Raw genomic sequence first — 26,975 nt, 5'->3', positions numbered from 1 at the left:
TCTCATGCCCGCGACCCCGTTCACCCCCGGCCCGCTCCTCGCAAGCATCCACACGCCAAAGGACCTCCGCTGCCTCCCGCTCGACGACCTCCCCCAGCTCTGCAACGAGCTCCGGCAGCACATCATCGATGTGGTGAGCGTGCACGGCGGCCACTTCGGGGCGTCCCTCGGTGTCGTCGAGCTCACGGTCGCCGCGCACTGGGCCTACGAGACGCCCACCGACCCGGTCGTGTGGGACGTCGGCCACCAGGCGTACGGGCACAAGATCCTCACGGGGCGCCGCGAGCAGTTTCACACGCAGCGGAAGTACGGCGGCCTCTCGGGCTTCCCGAAGATCAGCGAGTCGGAGTATGACGCCTTCGGGGTGGCGCACGCGTCGACGGCGATCTCAGCGGCGCTCGGCATGGCGCGGGCGCGCGACATCCTGAGCACCGACCAGAAGATCCTCGCCATCGTCGGCGACGGGGCGATGACGGGCGGGCTCTCGTTCGAGGGGCTCAACAACGCGGGCGTGGCGGGGACCGACATGACGGTCGTGCTCAACGACAACCGCATCTCCATCGACCCTAACGTGGGTGCGCTGCACGAGTACCTCGCGCGCGTCTCCTCATCCGAGGGCTGGAACGACCTCAAGACGGACGTCTGGGAGTTCTTCGAGAAGCTCAAAGGCATGGGCGGCGGCACGCTCCAGCGCATCGCCAGCCGCGTCGAGGATGGCGTCAAGGCCGCCATCACGCCCGGGATGCTCTTCGAAGCGCTCGGCTTCCGCTACATCGGCCCGGTCGACGGGCACGACGTAAAGCAGCTCGCGAAGCGGCTCAAGGAGATCCGCAAGCTGCCCGGCCCGATCCTCCTGCATGCGCTCACGGTCAAGGGCAAGGGCTTCGCGCCCGCCGAGGCCGACCAGGTCAAGTGGCACGCGTCGTCGTCGCCGTTCGACAAGGTGACGGGCAAGACGCTCGTGAAGGCGACCTCCAACGGCACCGCTGCCAAGAAGTGGCAGCAGATCTTCGGCGAGGCGATCATCGAGCTGGCCGAGGAGGACCCGCGCATTGTGGGCTACACCGCTGCGATGCCGAGTGGCACGAGCCTCAAGCTGATGATGGCCGCCATGCCCGACCGCGCCTTCGACGTGGGCATCGCCGAGATGCACGCGGTCGTCGAAGCCGCCGGGGCCGCGACGCAGGGCCTCAAGCCGTTCGTGGCGATCTACTCGACGTTCCTCCAGCGCGCCTTCGACGGCATTGTGCACGACGTGGCGCTGCAACACCTACCGGTCGTCTTCTGCATGGACCGGGCGGGCTTCGCCGGGGCCGACGGCCCAACGCACCACGGCGCGCTCGACATCGCCTACATGCGCGCCGTGCAGGGCATGATCTGCGCCGCGCCGCTGGACGACCAGGACCTCCGCGACCTGATGTACACGGCCACCCTCTACGACGATGGCCCCATCGCGCTCCGCTACCCGCGCGGCCAGGCCACGGGCATGGACCTCCGCGACGAGTTCCACGAGATCGAGATCGGCAAGGGCAGCAAGATCGCCGACGGCTCGGACGTAGCATTCGTGACCTACGGCGCTATCGGGCAGTACGTCTACGAGGCCCGCGAGCGCCTCGCCGGGCATGGCATCTCCGCCGCGCACTACGACCTCCGCTTCTGCAAGCCGCTCGACGACGACCTCCTCACCGAGGTCTTCTCGACGTTTGACAAGGTCATCACCGTCGAGGACGGCGTGATCGTGGGCGGGGCAGGCACGGCCGTCGTGGAGTGGGCGATGGAGAACGACTTCCACGGCACGAAGGTCGTCCGCCTCGGCATGCCGGACCGCTTCATCGAGCACGGCACGCAGCGCGAACTGCATGACGAGGTCGGCATCGGGCCGGACGGATTGGTTGACGCCGCTGCCTCGCTCGTGGACGCTGGGCTTCAGGCGGAAGCAGCGTAGCTTTCAAAGTGCGATATGGCTAAGACCTTCGCAACTGACGCAGGCTCTGTTCCCTTCGAGTCTGAAGAGGAGATCAGCGGCAACATCGCGAAGATGATTGCCTACATAGACTTGGGCCTGCGCCAAGATCTGGGCGATGGAGATTTAAAACGGTTCTCAACGACCGTTCTCATCTATCTGAGGAAGCAGCTTGCTCGTTTAGATCGTCTCCAAAGCGAGGATACAGACCTTCTTGCCTGGATTGCCCGCTCAATATTCGAGATACGACTCTTATCTCTTTATGCACTCTCTTCGCCAGAAAGGCTTCAAGAAGTATTGCTTCGGCCGATTGGCGAGTACAAAGAGCTTCGACGGTCTTGGACTTCAGATTTGCCCGAAGAGGATCATGACAAAGCTATCCTAGACTTTAAGGAGTCCGTCGAGCGCATGGAATCGCTCGCATTGGAGTGGGGCCTAGACGTTCCAGTTCGCTTCAACCAGCACAGACTTGCCAAGGAAACGAATTGCCTCGAAGAGTACTATCGCTTTTACAAGCCTTTGTCGAAGTATGTGCATCCTACACCTCTTTTTCTGTTTGCAAGAGACAGTTTTGTCCGAGGTGAAGACGCAAAAAATGGATTAATCCTAGCAGCTCAGCTTTTCGCTGCTTGGTTACTTGATGACTTCCCATCTCTGGTTGAGGATCTACGCATCGAGAGATCGATTGGGTGGGATGAGCGAATCGCAAACGACCTCGATACGGGACGCCTGGACGCATTCCTCGCTGAGGCCGAAGCCGAATACGAAGCAGGCAAAACCGAGCCGTTGTGAACCACTTCACGCTGCCGGTCTACTGGAAACACTACCACGCGCTCCCCGGCCACGTTCGAGCGCTCGCCGACAAGCAGTTCAAGCTGCTCCAGGAGAACCCGTCGCATCCGTCGCTTCAGTTCAAGAAGGTCGGCGACCGGAAGCAGTTGTGGTCTGTACGCGTCGGGCTGCACTACCGCGCCCTCGGGATGGACAAACCAGAAGGTGTCGTCTGGATCTGGATCGGCTCGCACGCTGAGTACGATCAGATCCTGGGCTAGCCCTCAGGCTGGGGCTCAGCGACGCTGGCTTCATGCGTGCTCTCTTTCGCATCGGGCTCTTTCGGCGGGAAGAACGAGAGGATGAGCATCGTGATGACGCCGCCCATGATCGCCATGTCGGCAATGTTGAAGACGCCCGTGATCTGACGACCGAAGGCCGTGAGCAGCAGGAAGTCGACCACGACATGCCCCTCGTTGACGATGCGGTCCCAGAGGTTGCCGAGTCCGCCGCCGAGGATGAGCGCCAGCGCGACGACCTCGCCGCGGCGCAGCACGGATCGCGTAAGCAGGAAGATGGTCAGACCGCCGAGGAGCACCGCGTTCATGACCACAAACAGCATGAAGCGCGTCTCGTCGGCGAGCGTGCCGCCGAGGCCGAGCATGGCACCCTCGTTCTCGGCGTAGAGGAGCTTCAGGAAGCCGCCGAAGAGCGAGACGACCGGCTCGCCGTAGAGGTGCTCCACCGCCAGCCGCTTCGTGACCTGATCGATCACGAGAATGACCGTCACGACGGCGCTGAGGAGAAGAAGTCGAGCGCGGAGCTTCACGGAGTCGGGAGTCTGGGGTACAGGGGGGCGTGAACGTAGCTCATCGCACACGCCCACACTCTCATACCCTCACACACGTTGAGGTTGCAAAAAGAGCGACGAAGATACGTGCACCTACCCCCGCACCTCATCGGCGGATGTCGTGCCGCCCGTCATCCAGTGCGCGTGCAGCGAGGCGATGACCTTGTCGCGCTTGACCCCAGCGGCAGCGATGACGCGGCCATCCTTGACGTAGTACGCCACGAACTGCCGGTCGTCCAGGCTGCCGTCGATGAGGATTTCGTCCCAGGACTTGGCGTGGCCGAGGTAGCGGAGGTTCATGCCGAGCTGGCCGCTCCAGAAGTAGGGCACGGCCTCGAACGGGACGGCCTGCCCGGCCATGTTGCGCGCGGCGATGCGGCCGTGCTGCTGCGCCAGCCGCCAGTGCTCGATGCGCACGCGCTCGCCGAGACGTGCCTCGGGATAGGAGGCGATGTCACCCGCGGCGTAGAGGTCGGGGCCGATCTGCAGGTTGGCATCGGCGACGAGCGCGCCGCGGTCGTCCATGGGCAGACCGTCCAAGAAATCGGTTGCCGGGGTGACGCCGACGCCCATCACGATGAAGTCGGCTTCGAGCGTGGAGCCGTCGCCGAGGGTGAGGCGCAGGCCGCCGTCGGTCTTCGAGACCGCGTCGGCGGACGCTTCCATGCGGAAGGCAACGCCGTTCTCCTCGTGGAGATCCTGGAAGACGCGGCCCACCTCGGACCCGAGGATGCGCTCGAACGGCACGGCTTCGATGCCGACGACGGTGACGCTGAGACCACGCCCGATCAGCGCGGCGGCCGCCTCCATGCCGATGAAGCCCGTCCCGATCACGATGGCCGATTGACCCGCCTCAGCCGCCTCGACGATTTGCGTCGCGTCCTCCGTTGACCTCAGTAAAAAGACGCCGTCGAGGTCGGTGCCGGGAATGCCAAGACGGCGTGGCGTCCCCCCCGTAGCGAGGAGCGCGGCGTCGTACCTAAGTGGCTCGGGCGCGGCTCCGTCACCGCTACCCGCGAAGTGTAGGGTCTTCGCATCGACGTCGAGCGTAGCGACACGGTGCTGGGTGCGTAGTTCGATACCGTAGCGCTCGAAGAAGTCGGGCGCGCGCAGCGGCAGGCTGTCGCGGCTCGCCCCGCTGAGGTAGCCCTTGCTCAGCTTGGTGCGGTCGATGGGGCGCCCGCCAGCATCGGTGACGAGCACGACGCGGCCCTGGAAGCCGACCTGCCGCAGCGTCTCGGCCGCCGCCTGCCCCGCGGCACCGCCGCCGACGATCACGAACGTGCGCGAGTCGGCGTCGAAGTCACGGTCGACCATCGCGGGCACGCAGCCCTGGTGCGGAGCCACACCATCGCCTACCCCATCTTCGGGGAGGTCGACGAACACCTCGCCGCCCTCGACGGTCGCGTTGAAGCGGGCGAGGTCGTCCAGCGCGGGCGGCTCGTCCAGCGCGCCGTCGGTGACGTCGAAGACGGCGTGGTGCCACGGACAGATCACCTTCGGCCCGGCGAGGACGCCCGTAGCGAGGGGCGCACCGTAGTGCGTGCAGAAGGCCGACGTAGCATAGAACTGGCCACCGACATTGGAGAGTAGCAGCTTCGTGCCCTCGACCTCAATTTCTTGCATCTCGCCCTCGGCGAGATCAACGGCAGCAGCAACACGGACGACAGGCATGGGAGGTGCGAAGTGAGAGGTGCGAAGTAGGAGGTGCAAGCAGGCCGGTCCACCGAGATTACCTGCACTCTATCCCTATCCCCTATCCCCTATCCCCTGTTCCCCGACCCCGTCCCTCACGTGTCCCCAAGCGAGTCCCTCTCCCAAGACTAGCCCGGCAATGCAGCCGAAAAGCGCACCCGTGATGATGCGCGTGGCGACGAGGTCATACACGCCCACCGCGCCCAGCGTCCAGTCGAGCGACACAAGCGCGATGGTGCCGATCAAGAGAGGTTTGCGAAGGCCGCGGATGTAGAGCGCCTGCGCAGAGGTAGTGATCGAGCGAGTGGTGAGCAGGCCGAGGAGCAGGCCGCCGAGGATGCCCGCGCAGCGGTGGCAGAGCGCCCACGCGATGCCGTGTATCGCAAACGAGCGGTCGGGCTGTTGGTGGCAGGCGAGGTGAAACCCGTGCATGATGGCCCCACGCAGCCCTTCTGGTACGTGCGGCGGTGCGACTGCCAGGACCGCGAGCAGGAGCGTCGCGCCCAAGGCCAGCGTCCAGGCTACGAGGCGAGGACGGCGGGAGTGCGAGCCAGACGAGGTTAACGGGAGGTTCATGGCCGAGCCTGAATCACTGCACGGGGGCTCCCGTTCCACCTTTGCACCAGATAAAAAAGAGTGCTAGCACTTGGAACTAGCGAGTGCCAACGTCATTTCTCGACACCTCACATTTTCCTTTTTAAACCAATCCCCCTACGCACCATGGCACAGCTCAAGCCGCTGGCCGACCGCGTGGTCGTCAAGCCCCAGGAGGCCGAGACCCAGACCGCCGGTGGTCTCTACATCCCCGACACTGCCAAAGAAAAGCCCCAGCGCGGCACCGTCGTTGCCGTCGGCCCTGGCCGCGTCGAGAACGGCACCAAGATCGACATGACCGTCCAGGAGGGCGACACCGTCCTCTACGGGAAGTACGCTGGCACCGAGATCGCCCTCGACGGCGACGACGTGCTCATCATGCGCGAGAGCGACATCCTCGGCGTTGTCAGCTAAGAGCCTCGGTAGAAGCGCCGCTTCCGGGAGCTTTTTCTCTGCGAGGCCGCTGCGCTCACCGAACGCTCTCCCCCATTCCAACCTAGAACCTGAACACCATTATGCCTAAGCAAATCATTTTTGACGTCGAGGCGCGCGACTCCCTCAAGAAGGGTGTCGATACGCTTGCCAACGCCGTCAAGGTGACGCTCGGCCCGAAGGGCCGCAACGTCATCATCGAGAAGAAATTCGGTGCCCCGACCGTCACCAAGGACGGCGTCACTGTCGCCAAGGAGATCGAGCTCGAAGACAAGCTCGCCAACGTCGGCGCGCAGATGGTCAAGGAGGTCGCCTCCAAGACCTCGGACGTCGCTGGCGACGGCACGACGACCGCCACGGTCCTCGCCCAGGCAATCATGAACCAGGGCCTCCGCTCGGTCACCTCGGGCGCCAACCCGATGGATATCAAGCGCGGCATCGACAAGGCCGTTGACGCCATCGTCGCCAATCTGCGCACGCAGAGCCGCGAGATCGATGGCCAGAACGAGATCGCCCAGGTCGGCGCCATCTCGGCCAACAACGACGACGAGATCGGCAACCTCATCGCCGAGGCGATGAACAAGGTCGGCAAGGACGGCGTCATCACGGTCGAAGAGGCCAAGGGTACCGAGACCGAGCTCGACACGGTCGAGGGCATGCAGTTTGACCGCGGCTACCTATCGCCCTACTTCGTGACTGACCCCGACAACATGGAGGTCGTCCTGGAGGACCCCTACATCCTGATCCACGACAAGAAGATCAGCACGATGAAGGACATCCTCCCCGTGCTGGAGAAGGTTGCCCAGATGGGTGCGCCGCTGCTCCTCGTCGCGGAGGACACCGAGGGCGAAGCGCTCGCCACGCTCGTGGTGAACAAGCTGCGCGGCACGCTCAAGGTCGCGGCCGTGAAGGCCCCGGGCTTCGGCGACCGCCGCAAGGCCATGCTCGAAGACATCGCAGTCCTCACGGGCGGCACGGTCATCTCCGAGGAGAAAGGCTACCGTCTTGAGAACGCCACTCTCGACTACCTCGGCCGCGCCAAGCGCGTCGTGATCTCGAAGGACAACACGACCGTCGTGGACGGCGCTGGCACCGAGGACTCGATCAAGGCCCGCATCGGCCAGATCCGCGGCCAGATCGAGACGACGACCAGCGACTACGACCGCGAGAAGCTCCAGGAGCGCCTCGCCAAGCTCGCAGGCGGCGTCGCCGTGCTGAAGATCGGCGCGGCCACGGAGGTCGAGATGAAGGAGAAGAAGGCCCGCGTCGAGGACGCGCTCCACGCCACGCGTGCCGCCGTCGAGGAGGGCATCGTGCCGGGTGGCGGCGTCGCGCTCGTCCGCGCCATCGCGTCGCTCGACGGTGTCGACGCGATCAACGAAGACCAGCGCATCGGCGTGAACATCATCCGCCGCGCGCTCGAGGAGCCGCTCCGCCAGATCGCGGGCAACGCCGGGCTGGAAGGCTCGATCGTCGTCCAGAAGGTCAAGGAAGGCGAGGGCAGCTTCGGCTTCAACGCTCGCACGGAAGAGTACGGCGACCTGATCGAGCAAGGCGTTATCGACCCGACCAAGGTGACGCGCACCGCGCTCCAGAACGCGGCCAGCGTCTCGGCGCTGCTGCTGACCACGGAGTCGGTCATCGCCGACAAGCCGGAGCCGGAAGCCCCGATGCCGGGCGGCGCGCCGGGCATGGGCGGCATGGGTGGCATGGACTTCTAACCGAAGGCCAACGCCCAACGCTCTAGCACCTGAACGCTTAGCGTTTGCGAGGCGGCTTCCCCATGCGGGAGGTCGCCTCGTTTAGTTCGAGCAGACCGAAGCTCCGAGAGGTGGCGGTCCCTCCCTGGTTCCTGCCAGTTGGGGACCCAAGGAGCCGATTCCATCCTCCTCGTGATCTCGTGGATTCCCGCGTGCGCGCTGCTAAGGGTAGACTTTCACAAAACGAAGTCATTCTGAGCGAGCACAGCGAGTCGAAGAGTCTCCGGGCCAGCATCCACGCCTCTTCTTGACCCGGAGATACGACCTAGATCCCTCGACTCCATTCGCTGCGCGCATGCCGCTCGGGATGACAAGACGACCACGTTGTGTGAATACCTACCCCTCTCAGCGCGTGCGCGGGGATGACTGGCCGGAGGCTACGATGTCTGGGTGCGGCGGGACTCCGCTCAGCCCCTCGTCGCCCCGCTGCATCCTCGTCGCCTCGCAGTAGACCAAACGCAACGAGGCGACCTCTCCGACGCGGGAGGTCGCCTCGTCTAATCGCGGGGATTGGGGCGGGGTACCGCCAAGTTCCGCCGTCCGCCGCGGGTTTCGAGTTGCCGCCTGAACGGGCTAGCGCTGTTTGTTGAGCTTGATGAACTGGCCGTTGACCTCGCCCTGCAGCACCGTCCCAGAGGCGTCGGCGGTGAGGGCGAAGCTGAACCCGTCGTCGCCGAAGCTGGGCGCCTTTGCGGCGAGGGACACGCTGGGGTACTCGAACACGCCTGAGCCCGTCATCGCGTATGCGACGCTGTTGTGCAGAAGCAGGCCCTCGATGTCGAGGTTGCCTGCCGTCGCGCTCGCCGCCGTGCCGGAGGTCACCCCGGCCGTCGGCGTCAGCGTCATCGTGAAGCGGCTGGCGAGGCCGTCTGCTATCTCAGCCGACCCCACGTACGTGCCTACCACGTCGCCTGGCGTCAGATTTTCGCGCGGCACGAGGGTAGAGTCGCAGCCGGATGCGGCGAAGAGCACCGCCGCGAGCATGCACAGAGCGATTCGCATGACGAGTAGAGAGCAGGGTGAGAGCAGAGAACATCCGCCACACCTGCGAGGGCTGGGCCGTACTTAAATCTCCAGGTTTATGGCTAGTCATTTGTCGCCCTAGGGTGTCGTACACGGCGTTCATTATCGAAGAGGGGACCTGGCGTCTCGCTGTGCCGACCTCTCAACAGCGCAACCGAAGGCGCCTGACCGTCTCGAAGTCCGCTTGAACGAGGAACCACGCTCCGCTTTTTCGCTTCCTTTCCGCCCTGTCGCCTTTGCCCCTGCGTTCCATGCTTCGCTCCCCCCTCGCCTTTCGCCGCATTGCCTGGGCTACGCTCGGCGTGACGGTGCTCGTGATCTTGTGGGGGGCATTTGTGCGGGCCTCCGGTTCGGGTGCGGGCTGCGGCGACCACTGGCCGCTGTGCAACGGCGACGTGATCCCGCGCTCGCCCACAGCGGAAACCATCATCGAGTTCACGCACCGGGTCACGAGCGGACTCGTGATGCTCATGGCCTTGGCGGTGTTCATTGTTAGCCGTCGAGCCTTCCCGAAAGCGATGCACCCGCGCGGCACGTCGGGTGCGACCGTCCGGCGCTACGCGGGCTGGTCGCTCTTCTTCATGGGCACGGAGGCGGCGATCGGCGCAGGGTTGGTGCTGCTGGAATACGTCGCCTACAACGTCTCGGTGGCGCGCGGCTACTGGATGGCGGCGCACCTCGTCAACACGTTTTTGCTGCTGGGGGCGCAGACGCTCACGCTCCACGCCGCCTACGGGGGCCTGCGCCCGCGCATCCGGTCGGCCCTGGGCTATGGCCTCGTCGCCTCGCTCGCGGCGACGACCTTCCTGGGCGCCTCTGGGGCCGTCGCGGCGCTCGGCGACACGCTCACGCTCGGCGGCGGCATTGATCCGGCAGACGACCCCATCGTGGCGACGCTTGTGGGACTGCGGATCGTGCACCCGCTGCTCGCCTGCGCAGTCGTCCTCGGCGTGCTGGCCGTGGTTTGGTATGCGAACCAGCGGGGGCTCGACCGGGTGACGCAGCTGTTAGGCGCTACCGTCGTAGCGCTGTTCCTCGTGCAGATGGGGATTGGGCTGGCCAACGTCGCGCTCAAAGCGCCGGTGTGGATGCAGATCGTTCACCTGGCGGGCTCCGATGCGATTTGGATCTGCCAGGTGTGGTTCGTAGCCCGCGTGCTCGCGCCGTCCCCGCAATCACCTCCAGCACCCCCTTCCGTCGCCCGATCGGTCTCCGTGCCCCGGGATCGACCAGTTCTGGAGACCGCCTGAGCATCCCTGCTCGCCCACGCACCTGACCTAGCCTGTGTGCTTCATCGTTTTCGACTGGCGACCGGACGCGCGGCGCCTGACGCTTGCCTCTAATCGGGACGAGTTCTACGAGCGCCCTACAGAGCCTGCGCACTTCTGGGCCGAAGGCACGCACGCAGACCGTGACACTGCCGGCCTTCTAGCCGGGCGCGACCTACGTGGCGGCGGCACCTGGATGGGTCTTACAAGGAGCGGGAGGTGGGCGGCGCTCACCAACGTCCGCGAGACGCAGCCGCATGTCGAAAACGCTCCCTCGCGCGGCGACCTCGTCGCCGACTACCTGCGTGGAGGCGCTTCGCCCGAGGCCTATGCTCATGCCGTCTCGGAGCGCGGCTACACCTACAATGGCTTCAACCTGCTTCTCGGCGAGGTAAGCCAACGCTGTTCCGAGCTGTGGTATGTCTCAAACCGTGTTGAGGACTTGCGCCGCCTTGACGCGGGGCGCTACGGGCTAAGCAATGCCGCGCTCGACACGCCTTGGCCGAAGGTAGTGCAGGGCAAGGCTCACCTCGCCCGCGTTCTGGACACCCACGAAGGACCGGTCGACGAGGCGCTTCTCGCTGCGCTAGCCGATGCCACCCAGGCCCCTGACGGAGCGCTGCCCGACACCGGCGTCGGGCTCGACTGGGAGCGGCGGCTGTCGTCCATCCACATCGCCTCGGAGGCATATGGCACCAGAGCGGCCTCCGTGCTTCAGATCGCAGACGGACGCGCACGGTTCACCGAGCAGACGTACGGAGTATCGGGGCCTCTGGGCCAGCCGCGTGCGTTTTCGTTGGTCCTACCGGCCTGACGGCGAAGCACCGGACAACGGCCATGTTCATCAGGGCTTGAACGCCGCCATAGGGGTGCGCGTCCGTACTTTCGGGCGATCGGCACGCGCGCTTCCCCTGCGCACGCGCGCCGAGGCTCCTGCCCGTCGCGCCTCACCCCGTCATGCACACCGCGTACACCTACGACCCGACGCACGTCGGTCACGTCCACGCGAACCATCCTGAGAAGCCGCAGCGGGCGCACCTCGCCTTCAACACGTTGGAGCGCGATGGCATCCTCGGCACCCTGGCTTGCCTCGATCCGGTTCCCAACCCGGAGGCAGCCATCACGCGCGTGCACCCGCAGGACTACTATGACCTCCTGCGCGAGACCCAGAAGCGCGCGCCGTTTCTCTTTGGCTTCGACACCTACGTCACACCCGAATCGTTCGGCATCGCCGAGCGTGGCGTTGGGGCGCTCCTTTCGCTCACCGACGCCGTCGCCGACGGGGCGGTCGACAACGGCTTCGCGCTGGTCCGGCCGCCCGGCCACCACGCGCGCCCCTTCGAAGCGATGGGCTTCTGCTTCTTCGCCAACGTGGCCATCGCCGTGCAGCACGCCCGCGCCGTGCAAGGCGCCGAGCGCGTGCTCGTGGTCGACTTTGACGTGCACCACGGCAACGGCACGCAGGAGGTGTTCTACGACGACCCCAATGTGCTCGTCGTCTCGTCGCATCAGTATCCGTTCTATCCCGGCACGGGCGCCCTCCAGGAGACGGGCGAGGGGCGTGGCGTCGGCGCAACGCTCAACCTCCCGCTGCCACCCAACGTAGGCGATGCAGGCATCCTGGAGCTCTACCGCCGTACGGTCCTGCCTACCGCTGATCGATTCAAGCCCGATATGGTGTTCGTGTCGGCGGGCTTTGACGCGCACCACCTCGACCCGCTCGGCGAGACGGCGCTCAGCATCCGCGGCTTCGCGGACCTCGTGCTCCTCTGCATGGAGATTGCCGACCAGCACTGCGACGACCGGCTCGTCTGCGCGCTCGAAGGCGGCTACCACGTGGACGTGGTCGCCCACAGCGTCCTCACCACCCTGCGGCTGCTGCAGGACCCGCACGCGCCGACCTCAGACCCGTTCGGTGCGCCGAGCAGCACCACGACGGACGACCTGAGCACACTCATCGGCAACGTGCGCGACCTGCACGGCCTTGGCTGACCAGCACGGCCTCGGCTAACGCCTCGGCCATGGCGCGCTTCTTGCGGCGACCGGACCCGACTCGTCCACCGTCGCACGCCCGCCCATGCTGTCCGACCTGCCGATCCCGACTGCGTCTAACGACCTCCTGCTGCTCGCGCTCTACATCGGCGCGGCCATCGCGATCCCACTCTACCTCTACCAGACGTTCGTCGCGCCCAAGCTGCGCGAGGCCGCCAAGCCTGATTACGAAATGAGGACGCAGGACCTGATGGAGCGCTACCGGGCCGACGAGTTGAAGCGGGGCCCGGACTACCTCTTGCCTGGCGAGATCGAGGACCTAGAGGACGAGGCCCGCGCGCCTCACCGGGACGCCACCGACTAGCCGTTCTGGAGTACGCTTCGGAGGACCGGCCAGACATTCGATGCGAGGCGCTCCTGCCCCCCTGTAGTCGGGTGGATGCCGTCGGGCTGGTTCATCGCCGGGATGCCACCGACGCCGTCGAGGAGAAACGGAACGAGGGCGGCGTCGTGCTCGGCGGCGAGGTCGCGGAAGACTTGGCGAAAGGCCGAGGTGTAGGTATCGCCCATGTTGGGCGGCGCTTCCATCCCGGCGACGACGACATCTGCCTCGGCGTTTAGCTCGCGGACGGAGGCGATGATGGCGCTCAGGTTGGCCTGCATCGAGTCGGGCGACAGGCCGCGCAGGCCGTCGTTGCCGCCGAGCGCGAGCACGAGCACGTCGACCGGCTGCCGCCGAAGCACCCAGTCGATGCGCCGTCGCCCGCCAGCGGAGGTGTCGCCGCTCACGCCTGCGTTGACCACCTGCGCGTCCAGCCCTGCGTCGTCGATTCGCGTCTGGAGCAGCGCGGGGTAGGCGTCGGCCTCGGGGTTCGCCAGACCATAGCCCGCCGTGAGGCTATTGCCGAGCACGAGGACGTAGGTGGTGGTATCAGGCTCGCTGGCCTCAACATCCGCAGAGATAGCCTCTGAGGCCGCAGGCAGGTCCGCGTCGTCAGGGTTTGTCGCAGGAGACGACGGGGTAGGCGCGTCGCCAGAGCAGGCGACGAAGAGCGTGGCGAGAACGAGCGGAGCGAGGCGAAGCATGGGCAGAGCGGACCGTAGACGTGACGCCCGCAATCTAGCGCGCGCCGCCACGCTTGGGCGAACCCGCTCGCTCATTCGTGGCGCAGCGCCTCGATGGGCGGGAGTTGGGCGGCACGCCAGGCCGGATAGGTCCCGAAAACCAGTCCGATCACGAGCGCTACCCCCAGCACCACCACCACCGTCGATGTCGTGAGCACCGCCTCGAAGGGAATCTCGGCCCACTGCCGGATGAGGGGCGTCGCGGCCCACACCGTGAGCAGCCCGAGCGCGAGGCCAACGCCGCAGCCCACGAGCGAGATAGCAACGGACTCGGCGAGGAACTGCGCCAGCACGTCGCGGCGACGCGCGCCGGTTGCCTTGCGGACGCCGATCTCGCGGGTCCGCTCCGTGATCGACACGAGGAGCACGTTCATCACGCCCACGCCCCCGACCACCACCGAGATGCCCGTGATGAGCCCCATGATCATCTTGAACGCCAGCATGCCTCGCCGCGCCTGCTCGACGCGCCCGGTGTTCGTGGCGACCGTGAAGCTAGCCGTGCCCGCGTCGGTGTGCTCGTCGAGCCAGGCCTCGACCTGCGCCTGCACAGCAGGTACATCTTCGATCCCCCCTGCCTGCACGATCAGCGTGGGCGGGGCTCCGTTTTCGAATGCCTGCGGCGCAGTCCCGACCCCGACGACCACCAGCGGCTGTGGGTCCTCGCGGGGATCGTCCATCACGCCCACGATTTCCACGGTGTCGCCTCCGAGGACCAGTCGTTGGTCGATGGCCTCGTCGTGCGTGAACCCGAGACGCGCGGCCAGCGCCGGGTTCACGAGCGCGGCTGCCGGACCTTCCGAAGTGAGGAGGTCGTCCTCGGTGAGCAATCGCCCGGTGTGGGCGTATCGCTCGCGATAGTCGAGCAGGTTGGGGAGCACTGCCTCCACGCTGGTGGCCAAGCGCATCGTGTCGGCGGCACCCGCCGGCCGTACGAGTAGCGAACGCGACTGCACGAGGGTGGTGAGCGTACCGTCCGTGAACGTGGACTGCAGCGCCGCGGCATCGTCTGGCGTCAGCTGTGCGGGCGTGTCGAGGGATACCCGCAGGCCATCGATGACCTCGGTAGTGCGCGGCGTGAATGAGATCGCCTGGAGGTCGGTCGTCTCCAGGATCTGAGCGCGGGCATACTGCTCCAGGCCGTCGCCCAGCGCTAGAATGGCAACGAGCGCCCCGACGCCGATGACGATGCCGAGCGTGGAGAGGGCCGTGTGCAGGGGGTTGGTGCGAAGGGTCTGAAGGGCAACGGGGATCGCGTGGAGAGGAACGCGCACGGGCGAAGGCTGGGACATGGACACGTAGCAAAGGCTCGACGCCTCTGTTCGTGCGCAGCGGGCCTGGGTTGCACGCCGCGTGGGGCAGTCGTCCGGAAACCTCTGGTTGCTCGCAGTGAAGACCGGCGCGTAGTTTGGTTGCTGCTTCCGAAACCCCTTCCAGGCCTGCTTCTCTTATCGTCCCATCCCATGGCCGAGTCGCTTCAAGTCACCCCGTTGCACGCCATCCACACCGCCCTCGGGGCTCGCATGATGGCATTTGGCGGCTTCGACATGCCCGTCCAATACACGTCCATCCTCAACGAGCACCGCGCCGTGCGCGAGGCCGCCGGGCTTTTCGATGTGAGCCACATGGGCGAAGTCCGCGTCACAGGACCGCAGGCCTTCGACTACGTGCAGTACCTCGTCACCAACGATGTCAGCAAGCTCTACGACGGCAAGGCGCTCTACTCGGTGATGTGCCAGCACGACGGCGGGGCGGTGGACGACCTGCTCGTCTATGCCATCACCGAGCAGGAATACCTCCTCGTCATCAACGCGTCGAACATCGGCAAGGACCTCGCCCACATGGAGGCGGTCCTTGCCGAAAGCGGCTTCGATGCCGCGCTCACGGACGAGTCGGCGCAGACGGCGCTGCTGGCGCTCCAAGGCCCTGCGTCGCACCGCGTCTTCGAGGCGCTGCTGGCCAGCGAGGGCGTGCCCTTCGACCTCAGCGGGCTGAAGTACTACCACTTCGCGACCATCGACGAGCTGCTCGGGATGGGTCCGATGCTGGTGTCACACACAGGGTACACCGGCGAGCAGGGGCTCGAACTCTACGCCGATGCTGCGCACGCCACGCGGCTGTGGAACGCCCTCGTAGAGGCGGGCGAGGCCCACGGGCTTCAGCCGGCCGGGCTCGGCGCCCGCGACACTCTCCGCCTCGAAGCGGGGTACTGCCTCTACGGCCACGAACTCACCGAGGCGATCAATCCGCTCGAAGCAGGCCTGGGCTGGGTCGTCAAGCTGAACGCTGGCGACTTTGTCGGCCGCGAGGCCCTCGCCCAGCAGAAGACTGACGGCCTCTCCCGCAAGCTCGTCGGGTTTGTCATGGACGAGCGCGCGATCCCGCGCCAGGGCCACGGCCTCGCCACGCCTGACGGCGAGCCTATCGGCGAGGTCACCAGCGGCTCCCAGTCGCCGACGCTCGGCCGGGGCATCGGCCTCGGGTTCGTGCCGAACGACCCGGCCTACACGAAGCCGGGGAGTACCGTCCACGTCAGCGTGCGGAACCGCCTCAAGCGCGGCACGGTGCGCAAGCCACCCTTCCACAAACTGTAGGTAGGCCCTGCGTATTTGGAACCCAACGGGGGCATTCTAGGGGGTGACATACCGCTTGGCACCCGAACGGGCGTACCTTGCTCGCCGCGCTTGTTAGGCCTGCGGGACCTGGCCTACATGCGCCCCCTCACTCTACGTTTCCACCCCTCCGCCCTCCGCATGAACGTCGAGGTATTCTTTACTGCCAACTCGCCGTCTGAGGACGACCTACGCGGGACCACCGTAGTCGCTATCGACGTGCTGCGTGCGTGCTCGACCATTGTGACGGCCCTCGCCAACGGCGCTAAGGCTGTCATCCCCGTCTCGGACATGGTGCAGGCGGGTCGGCTCGCAGCCAACCTCGACGCGGACACCGGGTTGCTAGGCGGCGAGCGCGGCGGGAAGCGCATCGACGGCTTCCAGGTCGGCAACTCGCCCGCAGAGTACACGCCCGAGGCCGTCCACGACCGCACCGTAGTCCTGACTACGACCAACGGCACGCAGACTATCGCGCAGGCCAAGCAGGCCCACGCCGTCACTGTCGGCTGTTTCCTCAACGCCAGCCGCGTGATCGACTTTCTGCGCACCTGCGAGACGGACATCGTGCTCCACTGCGCGGGCTGGCAGGGCCGTATCGCCCTCGAAGACACGCTCTTCGCTGGCTACGTGCTGCACCGCCTCTGGGACGGAACCGTTCCCGCCGATGCCACCGATGCCTGCCGAATCGCCCACGCGCAATACCGTGCCGACCGCCGCCGCCTCGCTAAGGCGCTGAAGGAAAGCGAGCACGCGCGCCGCCTCATCGGGCTCGGCCAGGGAGCCGATCTCGACTACTGTGCGACGATGGACGCGGTCCCGGTCCTGCCCCTGTTCCACGACAACCGTCTCCTCCTTGACGGGGAGGACAAAGTGGTTGCCGAACAGACGCTGGCTGAGCGCGTGGCGAGCACCGAGTCGTAACGGACTCAGCCTACGAGCGTAGAATCGAGCGCGGGCGGCCCTCTGGGGAGAGCCGCCCGCGACTATTTGACCACAGGCGTAGCGCTAGCCCGCCGTGGCGTATTTGACGGAGCAGCCGTAGGGCACCGAGGTAGGCACGGCTACCGGCTCGCCCTGCATGTGCGCCTCGACGGCGGCCCCGACATAATCGGTCGCCTCGGCGATCGGGCCGCGCGGCTTGTCATCGATGCCACCTTTGTAGATCAGCGTGCCGTCCGGTGCAATCACGTACATGTGCGGAGTCGTGGCGGCCTCGTAGGCACGGCCGACAGTTCCGCTTTCGTCCATCAGGATAGCCGCCTGCTGCGCCTCCACCTGGGCAGCGCGCTCGTTCATGACTTCGTTCGAGAAGTGGCCCTGCTTGCCCGGCGCCGACGAGACGATGGACAACCACACGACGTCGTTCTCCGCCGCACGCTGCTGAAGTTGCTGCATGTTGCCGGTCTGGTAGTGGCGCTTGACGAATGGGCAGTCAAAGTTGAGCCACTCTAGGATGACATACTGGCCGGCGAAGTCAGCGAGCGCGTGCTCGGTACCGTTGGTATCGGTGAGCGTGAAGGCGGGAGCCGCGGCGCCGATCTCAGGGCCGTCGGGCAGGGTCGCGTCGGAGGAAGTGGACGGGAGCGTGAACCCGGTGGTCACGAGGGCGACGAGCGCCACAGCAAGCACGGGGAGGACAAAGCGCTTCATGGAGGTAGCAGACATGGATGTGTGAGAGAACAGCCGAACGGGTGAATTGCCCCAGAGCAACGAAGCAGATCCGTCCGTGTTGCGCAGAACTGCACCGCGCGGCCGTCTCAAAAAATACGGGTCCGACTCCGTGGTGGAGCCGGACCCGTGGCAGGTGCAAGAGACCACGTGAACGTGGTTGCTTTACTGTGCTACTTCACCACGGTGACGCGGCGCGTCGTCGCGAAGTCGGTGCCGGCAGCGCGCACGACGTAGACGCCGTTGGCCAGGCTCGTGGCGTCGATCTCCATCGGGAGGGCCGCGCCGGCTTCGATCCACCCGTCGTGTAGCGTGGCTACGGCGCGGCCGAGCGCGTCGTAGAGCGTCACGGTGACCGCCTGGCTCTCGCGGACAGCGAGGGACAGCGTGGCCGCGCGGGCGCCGAACGGGTTCGGGTAGATATCGGCCAGCTCAAAGGCGTCCAGGAGCTCGATGGTCGCTTCGACCTCAGGGCTGTAGGCAAACGCGCCGTCAAAGTCGACTTGCTTCAGACGGAACGTGTAGGTGCCCGGCGAGAGGGCATCCGTGGCGAAGCGGTAGGCCTGAGCCTCCGTCGTGGTGCCCGTGCCCTCGACGAACGCGAGGGCGCTAAAGTCCGCGCCCTGGGGACCGCGCATCTGCACCTCGAACCCGCTGTTGTTCGTCTCGGAGGCCGTCGCCCACGCAAGCTGTGCCGCCCGGCCGTCGAGTTGCACGTCGAACGTCGTGAGTTCAACCGGAATGTTGATGCTCACCGTGGTCGGGTCACCGAAGATGACCGTGGTTGGATCGTCGGAGTTGAGCGTTTCGCCGAGGAAGACGCCCAGGTCCGAGAGCGTAGCCTGGTTGTCGAACGTGACGGCCGGCGCGGTGGCAGGTACAAACACATCGACCGTGATCGTCGAGGCCGTGTTGGCCGGGAGCGTCATGTCGGTGATGGTGAGGGTGTTGGTGCCGCCGAAGGCGTTGGTCGTCCCGCCGAGCGTGGTCGAGAGCGTGCCGTCCACGAACGCGAGTTGGGGGCTCGGCAGCACGTCCGAGAAGTCGATACCCGTCAGTTCCGCGCCGTTGTTGAAGAGCGTGAACGTGTAGGTGAACGCGTCGCCCGGATCCACGGTGGTGGGGCTTGCTTCCTTCGTGAAGCCGACCGCGTAGGGACACGAGGCAGCGTCGTTGAAGCGCGAGACGACGCCGGTCGAGACCACCGTGGCCGCGCCCGAGACGAGGTCGAACTGGTAGTAGCTGCCATCGACCGTGCCGCGCCGCCCGAAGAGCTCACCGTAGCTGTTGAACCACATGCCACCGATGGTGCCAAGCGAGCTCGTCGCGGGGAGTGCGACCACCGCGCCGTCCGCCGGATCAATCTGGACGACCTGGTTGGTGTTGCGCGTGAAGCCGTAGAGGAAGCTGTCGTCGTTGGTGAGGGCGATGTCAGACACGCGCGCTCCCGTGGTGCCTCCGATCAGCCCGATCGGAATCGTGGCGTCCAGGGTGGGTGTCCCGGTGTCGAGGCCCGAGATCACGTAGAGGTTGCGGGGTGTCACGAGCGGGTCCCCGCCGTTGATGAGGTAGAGCGTGCCATTGCGGGAGATGGTCCCGGAGAAGTAGCTCTGCGGCGGCAGCCCCGCCACGGTGCCGATGGAGATCGGCGTGCCCGTGTTATCGATGCGGTACATCCTGTTGGGTGCGGTCGGCCTGATGCCGTAGACGAACCCGTCGAGGTAGTTGAAACCGAGCGCATTGTACTCGACCGTCGTTGTTCCGATCGAATTGAGCGTGTAGGGGAAGACGGACTGGTCGAGGCGGCTGAGCTGGAAGGTTGCTCCGTTGTCGAAGGACTGCGAGATGAACACGTCGTTCTCGCAGGTGAACTGGGCTTGTGCAGGGGTGCTGAGTGAGAAGAGCAGGAGGGTGCCGAGCAGCCCGGTCCCAAGACGAGTAGCGAGCTTCATGGTGCGAGAGAGGTAGAATGAAGGAGGGACTGGGTCTAAAGTGCGCCAAGAAGACCCAGCACGTATCGGCGCAACATACGCATCCCCGTGCACATCACCGTAAACTCAGGAACACCGTGCTCCCCTGTGGGACGTTGCTGTCTCATTTTCTTATGGGAGCGTGAAGTGACTTCCCTGCGACTGCTCTTCGTTCTTGTTTTCACGCACGATGCCGCCTGCTCTCAGCGTTGGGTGTAGCATGATCCACCACCAAGTTTTTTGGCTCCTCGTAGCGTGGCTCGTCGGCGCGCACCCGGGCGCTGCAGCGTTCGCCGCACCTGGCCTCGATCCCATGTTGGGCACTGAGCGTGACGAGGTCCGCCTCCGTGCTCTGGATGCCTCGAACCAGGTTCCGAGTACTGACCTCGTGCTGCGTGATCGCATCATGCCCGCGCCGCGCGACCGCATCATGATGGTAGCGACCGACGAGGGCGCGGCGCTGCTTACGGCTGGGCGCGCGCACCTGCTCGCCTTCGAACTTGACCAGGCTGCCGCGCAGTTCGAGCGCCTCGCGGAACTGGAGCCCGGCGGCCCGGCGGCCTACCACCACCTAGCCACCATCGCGCTCTGGCGCGGGCTCGTCACTGAAGACGCTCGCCACTTCGACGCGTTCTTCGACTGGAGCGACCGTACCGAGACGGCGCTGGACGACGCAGCCGCTTCCCCGTGGCGCGGCCTCATCGCCGCCGAGCGCGAACTCTCCCGGGCCACGGCGCACCTGAAGCTCGCCCAGTACACGCGGGCGGCCCTGGCCGGCCGGGCCGCCTTCCGCGGCTTCGAGCGGCTCGTGCGCGACTATCCCGACTTCCACGACGCCTACAAAGGCCTTGGGCTCTGCCACGTGGCCGTCGGCTCTGTCCCCAAGGGCTATCGTTGGCTTGCCAAGCTAGCCGGGTTCGACGGCACCGTCCAAGCAGGCATGGACGAGTTGGAGCGCGCCGCCACGCGCAGCCAGACGCAGCAGGAGGAGGCCCTCGTCGCCCTCGCCATCACCGACCTCACGCTCAACAACAACCGGCGCGGCGGCCTGCGCTACATGGAGCGGCTGCACGCCCGGCACCCCGAGAGCGCCCTCGTCAACCATCTCTACGGCTACGCTCTCCTCAAGCGCCGACGCGCTGCCGATGCCGAGCGGCACCTACGCACGGCCCTCGCTGCCCAGGAGCGCGCCGCGGTCTTTCCGCTCCGCTACAGCCGCTACTACCTCGGGGACGCGCTCTACCGCCAGAACCGCTTCGCCGATGCTGCGACCACCTTCGAGCGCTACCTGGCCGACTTCGGCGGCGAGGCCCTCCGCGCCCGCGCCCACCTGAGCGCTGGCCTCGCCCGCGAGATGAATGGTCAGCGCGACCGTGCCCTGATTCACTATCGCAGCATCCGATCCGAGCGCGACTTCGACGCCGACGCGGCAGCCCTCCGCGAGGCGCAACGTCGCATCGACGCCCCGCTGACGACCACCGAGCGCTTGCTGCTGCGCGGCGGCAACGCCTTCGACGGGGGGCGCTATGCCGAAGCCGTGACTACGATGCAGCCGCTCCTCGCCCCGGGCGCGGCCTCCCCCGTGGAGTATGCCGAAGCCGCCTACCGCAGCGGACGGGCCTTCCACGAAGACCGCGAACCCCGAGAAGCGCTCCGCCACTATGCCATCGCCATCGCCAACCCGGGTGACGCGCTCGCGCGCTGGGGCCCCTGGTCCCAGTTCTACACCGGCGAGGTGCACGAGCAGCAGGGCAACCGCGCCGAAGCGCGGGCCGCCTACGAGGCCGTCCTGCGCTACGACGAGCCCTTCGACTACCACCGGGCCCTCGAACAACGCGCCCGCGCCGCGCTCGACCGCCTCGACCACTGACGGGTCTTTTCCGACATCCCGTATCGTTTGGCGTGCTCGCGCACCCGGCACCGAACTTGCCAGCGTACCGCCTCTCCCCTGCCCTTTTCTGCCACTTCTCCACCTGTCCTGATGGTCCCGCGCCTCCGCCTCGTCCTTCCGGCTCTCGCCCTACTCCTGGGGGGACCCGTTCTAGGCCAGGCTCCCTCTGAGATTGCCGGTCCGGTCTACGCCCACGCGCTGCCCGACACGCCGCGTCCAGACGCTCGAACGACACCGACGGTGGTGGTCCAGTCGCGGGGAGCTGCCGCAACCTTCGAGGTGATCTACACCGGGTTTCCCGCTCAGGCTCAGGCAGCCTTCCAGCGCGCGGTGGACCTCTGGGCGGACTTTGTAGTCTCGGCCGTACCCATACGGGTCAACGCCGAGTGGGTGGAATTCGACAGCGAGACCACGCTCGGCGCCGCGGGTCCGTTCATCGCGCAGTTCGACGAGGGCGACAGCCGACCGGCAGGCTTCGAGGCCAACGTGTGGTACCCGATTGCGCTCCTCAACAGCCGAGCCGGTCGCGACGTGGCGCCGGGCAGCCCCGACATCAGCGCCGAGTTCAACGCGGCGTTCAACCGCTGGCACTTTGGAACGGGGACGCCAGGTCCTTCCCAGTTCGACTTCACGACCGTCGTGCTGCACGAGCTTGCGCATGGTCTCGGCTTCATCGGCGGCCTCACCGTCGAGGGCAACCAGGGCACCCTCGTCTCCACCTCGGGCAACCGCGACCCCTTCGCGTTTGACCTGCTGGCTCGGGACTGTGATGGCAACCGCGCCCTCGACGAGACGCTGTACCCGCGCCCCTCCAGAGCGCTACGCGAACTCCTAACCGGCGAGGCACTCTTTCTGACGGGGCCCACGATCGACTCTACCACCGACGGGACGCCGACGCCTCTCTACGCACCGACCTCGTGGAACCCGGGTTCGTCCTACTCCCACTTTAACGAAAGCACGTTTAGCGAGCCGAGCCCGCAGTCGTTGATGACGCCCTTCTTCGTGCAGGGCGAGCGCATCCTCTCGCCCGGAGCGCTCACGTGTGCCGTGATGGAGGATCTCGGCTGGGAACTCGCGGGGGAGTGTCTCCGCCTGCTGAGTACCCAAAGCCCCGTCGTGATCGACCTGGGCAACGATGCGTGTGTGGGCACCGGACCGCCGCCCCCAACGCCGAACCCTACCATCGAGGTGTTTCGACTCGACGACTTCGGCCCTCGGCTCGTGCGCTCCGGCGGTCGGGTCGACTTCACGATCTCCTTCGGCAACGCCACCATCGTAGACGTGCGGATCTACGACACGCTAGGCCGCCTCTACCTCGCACGACGCTTCGCCGAGGAGCCGCAGACGACCAGCACCGGCTCGTTGGACCTGGGCGGGCTCAGCCTCCCGTCGGGGCAGTACTACATCGCCTTTTCCGCTCAGGATCGTCAGGTGGTCGAGAAGATCTCAGTCATCCGTTAGAGCCTCGTCGTTCTGCCGATGCAGGCCTCTTCCAACTGCGCAGCGCTCTGGTAAGAATGAGCGGATCCGCGCGAGGCCTATGAACTCTGCAGTAGGGACTCCGTTGTGAGAAGACCGTGGCCCGCTGCGTTGACCGACCTCATCGCTTCGCGTCTTTCAATGAAGCACCTCGTCGCCGAATTTCGACGTTTATGACACGCACGGCGCTTTTTTGTGGCGTTGCCCTACTCACGGCGCTTTTCGCCTCGCCGGTTGTCACTCCGCCTGCCATGGCGCAGGGCGGCGGGATGCTGCTCGGCGCGCCCCCTGCGGCGGCGGAGGACTCCAGCCCACACTCCGATGCGTCTCTGGTGAGCGAGGTCGCCCAGCTCGCACCAGGGCAGCCGTTCACGGTCGCGCTACGACTTACGATGGAGCCGAAGTGGCATAGCTACTGGCTCAACCCCGGCGACTCGGGGCTCCCCACGGTGATCAACTGGCGGCTCCCCGACGGCTTCGAGGCCGGTCCGATCCAATGGCCGTACCCAGAGCAGGTCCCCGTGGAGCCATTCATGACCTATGCCTACTACGACGAGGTCTTGCACCTCATCGAGGTCACGCCCCCCGCTGATCTAGCACCCGGCACATCGATCACGTTGGCGGGCACTGCGGACTGGCTCATCTGCGAGCAGGTCTGCCTCACCGCTACCCAGGACGTCGCCCTCTCGCTCTCCGTCGCTGGCGCAGCCACGCCCGATCCAGTCTGGGCGTCCCGCATAGCCGAGACGCGCACCAAACTCCCGCACGACCTCGACGGTCTCACGGCGACCGCGTCGCGTTCAGGCGACACGTTCGCCCTCGTACTCGGTGGTCTGGAGATGGAAGCGGGCGCTCTCGCAAACGCCTACTTCTTTGCGAGCGAGGAGCAGGTCATCCAGCACAACGCCCCCCAAGCGATCGCACGCGCCGACGACGGCACAGTCCAACTCGCGCTCGCGCGCTCGGAGTATGCGCAGACGGACCCGGCTCTGATTGCAGGCGTGCTCGTCGCGAGCGAGGGCACAACGTTCGACGGCACCCACCGCGCGCTCTGGATCGAGGCCCCGCTCGGCGCGAGCGCGAGCGCGGGCACCACCGGCGCGATGGGCTTGACGGGCACGACGATGCCACGCAATCTGCTGTTCGCGCTTGGCTTCGCGCTCCTGGGCGGACTCCTGCTCAACCTCATGCCCTGCGTCTTCCCGATCCTCTCGATCAAGGTCCTCGGCTTCGCGCAGCACGGCGGCTCCGCGGACGGCACGCAGACGATGCGCCGCAACGGCTGGCTATTTGGCGCGGGCGTGCTGGTGTCGTTCTGGGTGCTCGCGGGCGTGCTGCTCGCGCTGCGGGCGGGCGGCGAGGCGCTCGGCTGGGGCTTCCAGCTCCAAAGCCCCCTCTTCGTCGCAGCGATGGCGCTGCTCTTCTTCGCGCTCGCGCTCAACCTGCTCGGCGTCTTCGAGTTCGGCCTCGGCGTGCAGTCGAAAGCGGGCCGGCTGGACCAGGGCGAGGGCGCATCGGGGGCGTTCTTCAGCGGCGTCCTCGCCACGCTCGTCGCGACGCCCTGCACGGCCCCGTTCACGATGGGCCCCGCACTCGGGTGGGCGCTCGGCCAGCCCGCGACTTCTACCCTGGCTGTGTTCTCTGCGCTCGGGCTCGGGATGGCCCTGCCGTACGTCGCGCTGAGCCATGCGCCCCGCTTGCTCGGCCGCCTGCCGCGCCCCGGCCCGTGGATGGAGACGTTCAAGCAGGCGCTCGCCTTCCCGCTTTTCGCGACGGTGGTGTGGCTCGTGTGGGTTTTCAGCCTCCAAGTCGGCCCGAACGGCGTGGCGCTGTTCCTCGGCGCGGCCACAGCACTTGGCCTAGCCGCGTGGCTTTATGGTCGCTGGCAGCACGCCTACGGCACCGTTCGCCTCGTGACGCGCGGCCTAGCACTCGCGGCGCTGGTAGCGGTCGTGGCGCTCACGCTGCGTGGGGCTGAGGCATCCGGCGCGTCCTCCTCCGGGGTCGTGCGAGGCGCAGCGGATGATGTAGACTGGGGCACGTTCTCCCCCCAGCGTGTGGCCGCCATCAACGACGAGGGCCGAGCGGCGTTCGTGGACTTCACCGCCACCTGGTGCATCACCTGCCAGGTCAACAAGCAGGTCGCGCTCCGCACGCAGACCGTCGCCGACGCCTTCGACGCGCATGGCGTGACGCCGCTCACCGCCGACTGGACCAACCGCGATCCCGTCATCGCGGCCGAGCTGGCGCGCTTCGGCCGCTCCAGCGTCCCCCTCTACGTCCTCTACCCACCCGACGGCGAGCCCGTGCTGCTTCCCGAGGTGCTGACCCCTGGCGTCGTCCTCGACGCGTTGGACGAGGTCGTGCCCACGCGCGATGGCCTCGCGGCTCGGTAAGAGGCTCCGCCGCGCCCTTCGTACCGGAGGGCGAGGCTACGGCGATGCTGAACCGCGCTACTCAGGCCTCTCCATGATTATTCGTATTGGAACCTGCTTCCGGACTGCTGCGCGCGCTGCGTCGCTCGGTTCGGCGAACGGTGCCCCGAAGTCGCGGACGGCGACGAGGTCCCGCTCGATCCGGCAGGCCGTCCTTATCGCATCGAGAACGTGAATGTAGCGGGCATATAGAGCACCCGAGGCCATCGAGAAGGAGACGGCGCCGTCGGGGTGCGCGCGAATATGCTGGCGCACGGCCGCAACGACTCGGGCGGAGTCTGCCACCACGCCATCGACGTGCGCCGCCCCGTCGGTGAGGACGCGCACGGGCAGTATGGGACCCTCTACGGGCGGTATTTCCGAGGCCGGCGGCATGTAGAGCGACTCCTGCGCGCGGGCCGATGCGGTCAGCAGGACTACGAAAAGTAGCGCGAAACGCACGGCGGACATCAGGCTAGAGTGGATTAATCAGCCAAGCACACGGACCCATGGCCCACGACTATCAGTCGCGTGCAGCTCTCGTAGGCCGATCATAGAACCGGCGCATAGGACGCCACGGCCCGGCCTCACGTTGCGGCCGCTCGGTGTCCGACGCCTTTGAAGAAGGTGTACGAGAATGTCCCGTCCGGCTCAGCTGTCCGGTAGAGGTCGCGGACGCCTTCGTCGAACGTCTCGGCGCTCAGGAGCCCCGCCTCCACCGACGGCGCCCGTACGCCCTCGATCATGGCTGTGAACGTCCGTCGGATGAACCCCTCGACCCAGCCCGGGCGACTCGCGTCCACGTAGACCGTGCGAGGTGCGACGCGCACATCGGCGAGCCCGGCCGCTGCCATGAGCGGGTATACCTGACGCCCAATGTTCGCGTTGCCGCCTGCCCGGCGCTGGAGTTCGACCTGGCAGCGGATCGCCGCGTGGGCAGCGCTGCTGTCAGGGTGGAAATACGTCGAGCCGTGGTCTCCTTCGATGACGGTGACAGTCCCACCGGGACGAACTAAGTCGGCGAGGGCGCTCAACGCAGCTACAGGGCGAGCGAGGTGCTCCAGAACGAAGCAAACGAAGACATGATCGAAGGAAGCGGGCGCGAACGGAAGCGCAAAGATGTCGGCCTGCTGAAACTCGACGTTCGAGAATCCAGCGGCTCGAACCCGCCGCTCGGCCTCGGCCAGGGATGCTGCCGAGACATCGACCGAGGTGAAGTGCGCGCCGGAGCTCCGTTGCGCCAAGGTCACGGTCTGTGAGCCGACGCCACACCCAGCTTCCAGCACGCGGCTGCCATCTGGATACGCGGTGTCTCCGTGGAGGAGATCGACGAGGGTATCGGCTTGGTCTTGTAGCCGCTCGTTTTCGCGGGCTTCGTAACCGTGGACGTAGACATCGCTCATGCTCGTTCGGTAGGCTTCGTTCGGTAGACATACAACGGGTTGCCACACAGCCGCAGCGAGAGGCTGTC

Annotated in this window: 24 protein-coding genes; 14 read left to right on the top strand and 10 right to left on the bottom strand. The window is 66.4% G+C overall.

What is annotated here, in order from left to right; all coding sequences use genetic code 11:
- The first annotated feature begins 4 nt into the window (after positions 1-4).
- The 3 genes from dxs to AAFU51_09855 are packed head-to-tail and all read left to right on the top strand — an operon-like array spanning position 5 to position 3,015.
- Entirely contained in the window at positions 5-1,945 is a 1,941-nt protein-coding gene (gene dxs / locus AAFU51_09865) for a 1-deoxy-D-xylulose-5-phosphate synthase (GenBank protein MEO1571562.1), read from the top strand.
- 15 nt (positions 1,946-1,960) lie between these two features.
- Positions 1,961-2,755: a DUF5677 domain-containing protein gene (locus AAFU51_09860; protein ID MEO1571561.1), complete on the top strand. Its 795-nt coding sequence runs from the start codon at positions 1,961-1,963 to the stop codon at positions 2,753-2,755.
- Positions 2,752-3,015, top strand: coding sequence for a hypothetical protein (locus tag AAFU51_09855; protein MEO1571560.1), 264 nt, complete (start codon positions 2,752-2,754; stop codon positions 3,013-3,015). The genes AAFU51_09860 and AAFU51_09855 overlap by 4 nt, the downstream gene beginning before the upstream one ends.
- Here AAFU51_09855 and lspA read toward each other — a convergent pair.
- The 3 genes from lspA to AAFU51_09840 form a co-directional block, all read right to left on the bottom strand.
- A complete protein-coding gene (gene lspA, locus AAFU51_09850; protein ID MEO1571559.1) occupies positions 3,012-3,563 on the bottom strand; it encodes a signal peptidase II in 552 nt (183 codons plus the stop codon). The two genes, AAFU51_09855 and lspA, sit on opposite strands and share 4 nt — an antisense overlap.
- 114 nt (positions 3,564-3,677) lie before the next feature.
- A complete protein-coding gene (locus AAFU51_09845; GenBank protein ID MEO1571558.1) occupies positions 3,678-5,258 on the bottom strand; it encodes an FAD-dependent oxidoreductase in 1,581 nt (526 codons plus the stop codon).
- 75 nt (positions 5,259-5,333) lie between these two features.
- On the bottom strand, positions 5,334-5,855 hold the full coding sequence (locus tag AAFU51_09840) for a DUF2085 domain-containing protein (protein MEO1571557.1): 522 nt from the start codon (positions 5,853-5,855) through the stop codon (positions 5,334-5,336).
- 144 nt (positions 5,856-5,999) lie between these two features.
- On the opposite strand from AAFU51_09840, the gene groES reads away from it, so the two are divergent.
- The gene (gene groES / locus AAFU51_09835) at positions 6,000-6,287 is read left to right on the top strand and encodes a co-chaperone GroES (GenBank protein MEO1571556.1); all 288 of its coding nucleotides are present in this window, start codon (positions 6,000-6,002) and stop codon (positions 6,285-6,287) included.
- Between the two features lie 98 nt (positions 6,288-6,385).
- Complete coding sequence (gene groL / locus AAFU51_09830; protein MEO1571555.1) at positions 6,386-8,026, top strand: chaperonin GroEL; 1,641 nt, start codon at positions 6,386-6,388, stop codon at positions 8,024-8,026.
- A gap of 612 nt (positions 8,027-8,638) precedes the next feature.
- On the opposite strand, the gene AAFU51_09825 is transcribed toward groL, so the two are convergent.
- Positions 8,639-9,067: a hypothetical protein gene (locus tag AAFU51_09825; protein ID MEO1571554.1), complete on the bottom strand. Its 429-nt coding sequence runs from the start codon at positions 9,065-9,067 to the stop codon at positions 8,639-8,641.
- 272 nt (positions 9,068-9,339) lie between these two features.
- Between AAFU51_09825 and AAFU51_09820 the strand changes: the two genes are divergently transcribed.
- The 4 genes from AAFU51_09820 to AAFU51_09805 all read left to right on the top strand — a co-directional run bounded on the left by AAFU51_09820 (position 9,340) and on the right by AAFU51_09805 (position 12,712).
- Complete coding sequence (locus AAFU51_09820; protein ID MEO1571553.1) at positions 9,340-10,338, top strand: COX15/CtaA family protein; 999 nt, start codon at positions 9,340-9,342, stop codon at positions 10,336-10,338.
- Positions 10,339-10,372: 34 nt separating this feature from the next.
- Positions 10,373-11,170 (top strand): NRDE family protein, encoded by a 798-nt coding sequence (locus AAFU51_09815; GenBank protein MEO1571552.1) that lies wholly within the window; start codon positions 10,373-10,375, stop codon positions 11,168-11,170.
- Positions 11,171-11,313: 143 nt separating this feature from the next.
- Positions 11,314-12,348, top strand: a complete 1,035-nt coding sequence (locus tag AAFU51_09810) for a histone deacetylase (protein MEO1571551.1) — start codon at positions 11,314-11,316, stop codon at positions 12,346-12,348.
- A gap of 85 nt (positions 12,349-12,433) precedes the next feature.
- A complete protein-coding gene (locus tag AAFU51_09805; GenBank protein ID MEO1571550.1) occupies positions 12,434-12,712 on the top strand; it encodes a hypothetical protein in 279 nt (92 codons plus the stop codon).
- Here the strand turns inward: AAFU51_09805 and AAFU51_09800 are convergent.
- Both AAFU51_09800 and AAFU51_09795 read right to left on the bottom strand, forming a co-directional pair.
- On the bottom strand, positions 12,709-13,434 hold the full coding sequence (locus tag AAFU51_09800) for an arylesterase (protein MEO1571549.1): 726 nt from the start codon (positions 13,432-13,434) through the stop codon (positions 12,709-12,711). The two genes, AAFU51_09805 and AAFU51_09800, sit on opposite strands and share 4 nt — an antisense overlap.
- A 71-nt stretch (positions 13,435-13,505) precedes the next feature.
- Positions 13,506-14,744, bottom strand: coding sequence for an ABC transporter permease (locus AAFU51_09795; GenBank protein MEO1571548.1), 1,239 nt, complete (start codon positions 14,742-14,744; stop codon positions 13,506-13,508).
- 189 nt (positions 14,745-14,933) lie between these two features.
- Between AAFU51_09795 and gcvT the strand changes: the two genes are divergently transcribed.
- Positions 14,934-16,064, top strand: a complete 1,131-nt coding sequence (gene gcvT, locus AAFU51_09790) for a glycine cleavage system aminomethyltransferase GcvT (GenBank protein MEO1571547.1) — start codon at positions 14,934-14,936, stop codon at positions 16,062-16,064.
- Between the two features lie 117 nt (positions 16,065-16,181).
- On the top strand, positions 16,182-17,003 hold the full coding sequence (locus tag AAFU51_09785; GenBank protein ID MEO1571546.1) for a 2-phosphosulfolactate phosphatase: 822 nt from the start codon (positions 16,182-16,184) through the stop codon (positions 17,001-17,003).
- Between the two features lie 84 nt (positions 17,004-17,087).
- Here AAFU51_09785 and AAFU51_09780 read toward each other — a convergent pair whose 3' ends face one another.
- Complete coding sequence (locus AAFU51_09780; GenBank protein MEO1571545.1) at positions 17,088-17,747, bottom strand: redoxin domain-containing protein; 660 nt, start codon at positions 17,745-17,747, stop codon at positions 17,088-17,090.
- Positions 17,748-17,923: 176 nt separating this feature from the next.
- The gene (locus AAFU51_09775) at positions 17,924-19,702 is read right to left on the bottom strand and encodes a T9SS type A sorting domain-containing protein (protein ID MEO1571544.1); all 1,779 of its coding nucleotides are present in this window, start codon (positions 19,700-19,702) and stop codon (positions 17,924-17,926) included.
- A 238-nt stretch (positions 19,703-19,940) separates the two neighbouring features.
- On the opposite strand from AAFU51_09775, the gene AAFU51_09770 reads away from it, so the two are divergent.
- From AAFU51_09770 to AAFU51_09760, 3 genes are all read left to right on the top strand, one after another.
- Positions 19,941-21,590 (top strand): tetratricopeptide repeat protein, encoded by a 1,650-nt coding sequence (locus tag AAFU51_09770; protein ID MEO1571543.1) that lies wholly within the window; start codon positions 19,941-19,943, stop codon positions 21,588-21,590.
- Positions 21,591-21,701: 111 nt separating this feature from the next.
- Positions 21,702-23,072, top strand: a complete 1,371-nt coding sequence (locus AAFU51_09765; GenBank protein MEO1571542.1) for a hypothetical protein — start codon at positions 21,702-21,704, stop codon at positions 23,070-23,072.
- A gap of 191 nt (positions 23,073-23,263) precedes the next feature.
- Positions 23,264-25,486, top strand: a complete 2,223-nt coding sequence (locus tag AAFU51_09760; protein MEO1571541.1) for a protein-disulfide reductase DsbD domain-containing protein — start codon at positions 23,264-23,266, stop codon at positions 25,484-25,486.
- Between the two features lie 57 nt (positions 25,487-25,543).
- Here AAFU51_09760 and AAFU51_09755 read toward each other — a convergent pair whose 3' ends face one another.
- Entirely contained in the window at positions 25,544-25,966 is a 423-nt protein-coding gene (locus AAFU51_09755; protein MEO1571540.1) for a biopolymer transporter ExbD, read from the bottom strand.
- A 125-nt stretch (positions 25,967-26,091) separates the two neighbouring features.
- The gene (locus AAFU51_09750) at positions 26,092-26,907 is read right to left on the bottom strand and encodes a methyltransferase domain-containing protein (protein ID MEO1571539.1); all 816 of its coding nucleotides are present in this window, start codon (positions 26,905-26,907) and stop codon (positions 26,092-26,094) included.
- Positions 26,908-26,975: the final 68 nt, after the last annotated feature.

Source organism: Bacteroidota bacterium, from assembly GCA_039821555.1.
Taxonomy (GTDB): Bacteria; Bacteroidota; Rhodothermia; order Rhodothermales; family Rubricoccaceae; genus JBCBEX01.
The sequence above is the reverse complement of the archived record's forward strand: the minus strand, read 5'-3'. Positions and strand labels throughout refer to the sequence as shown.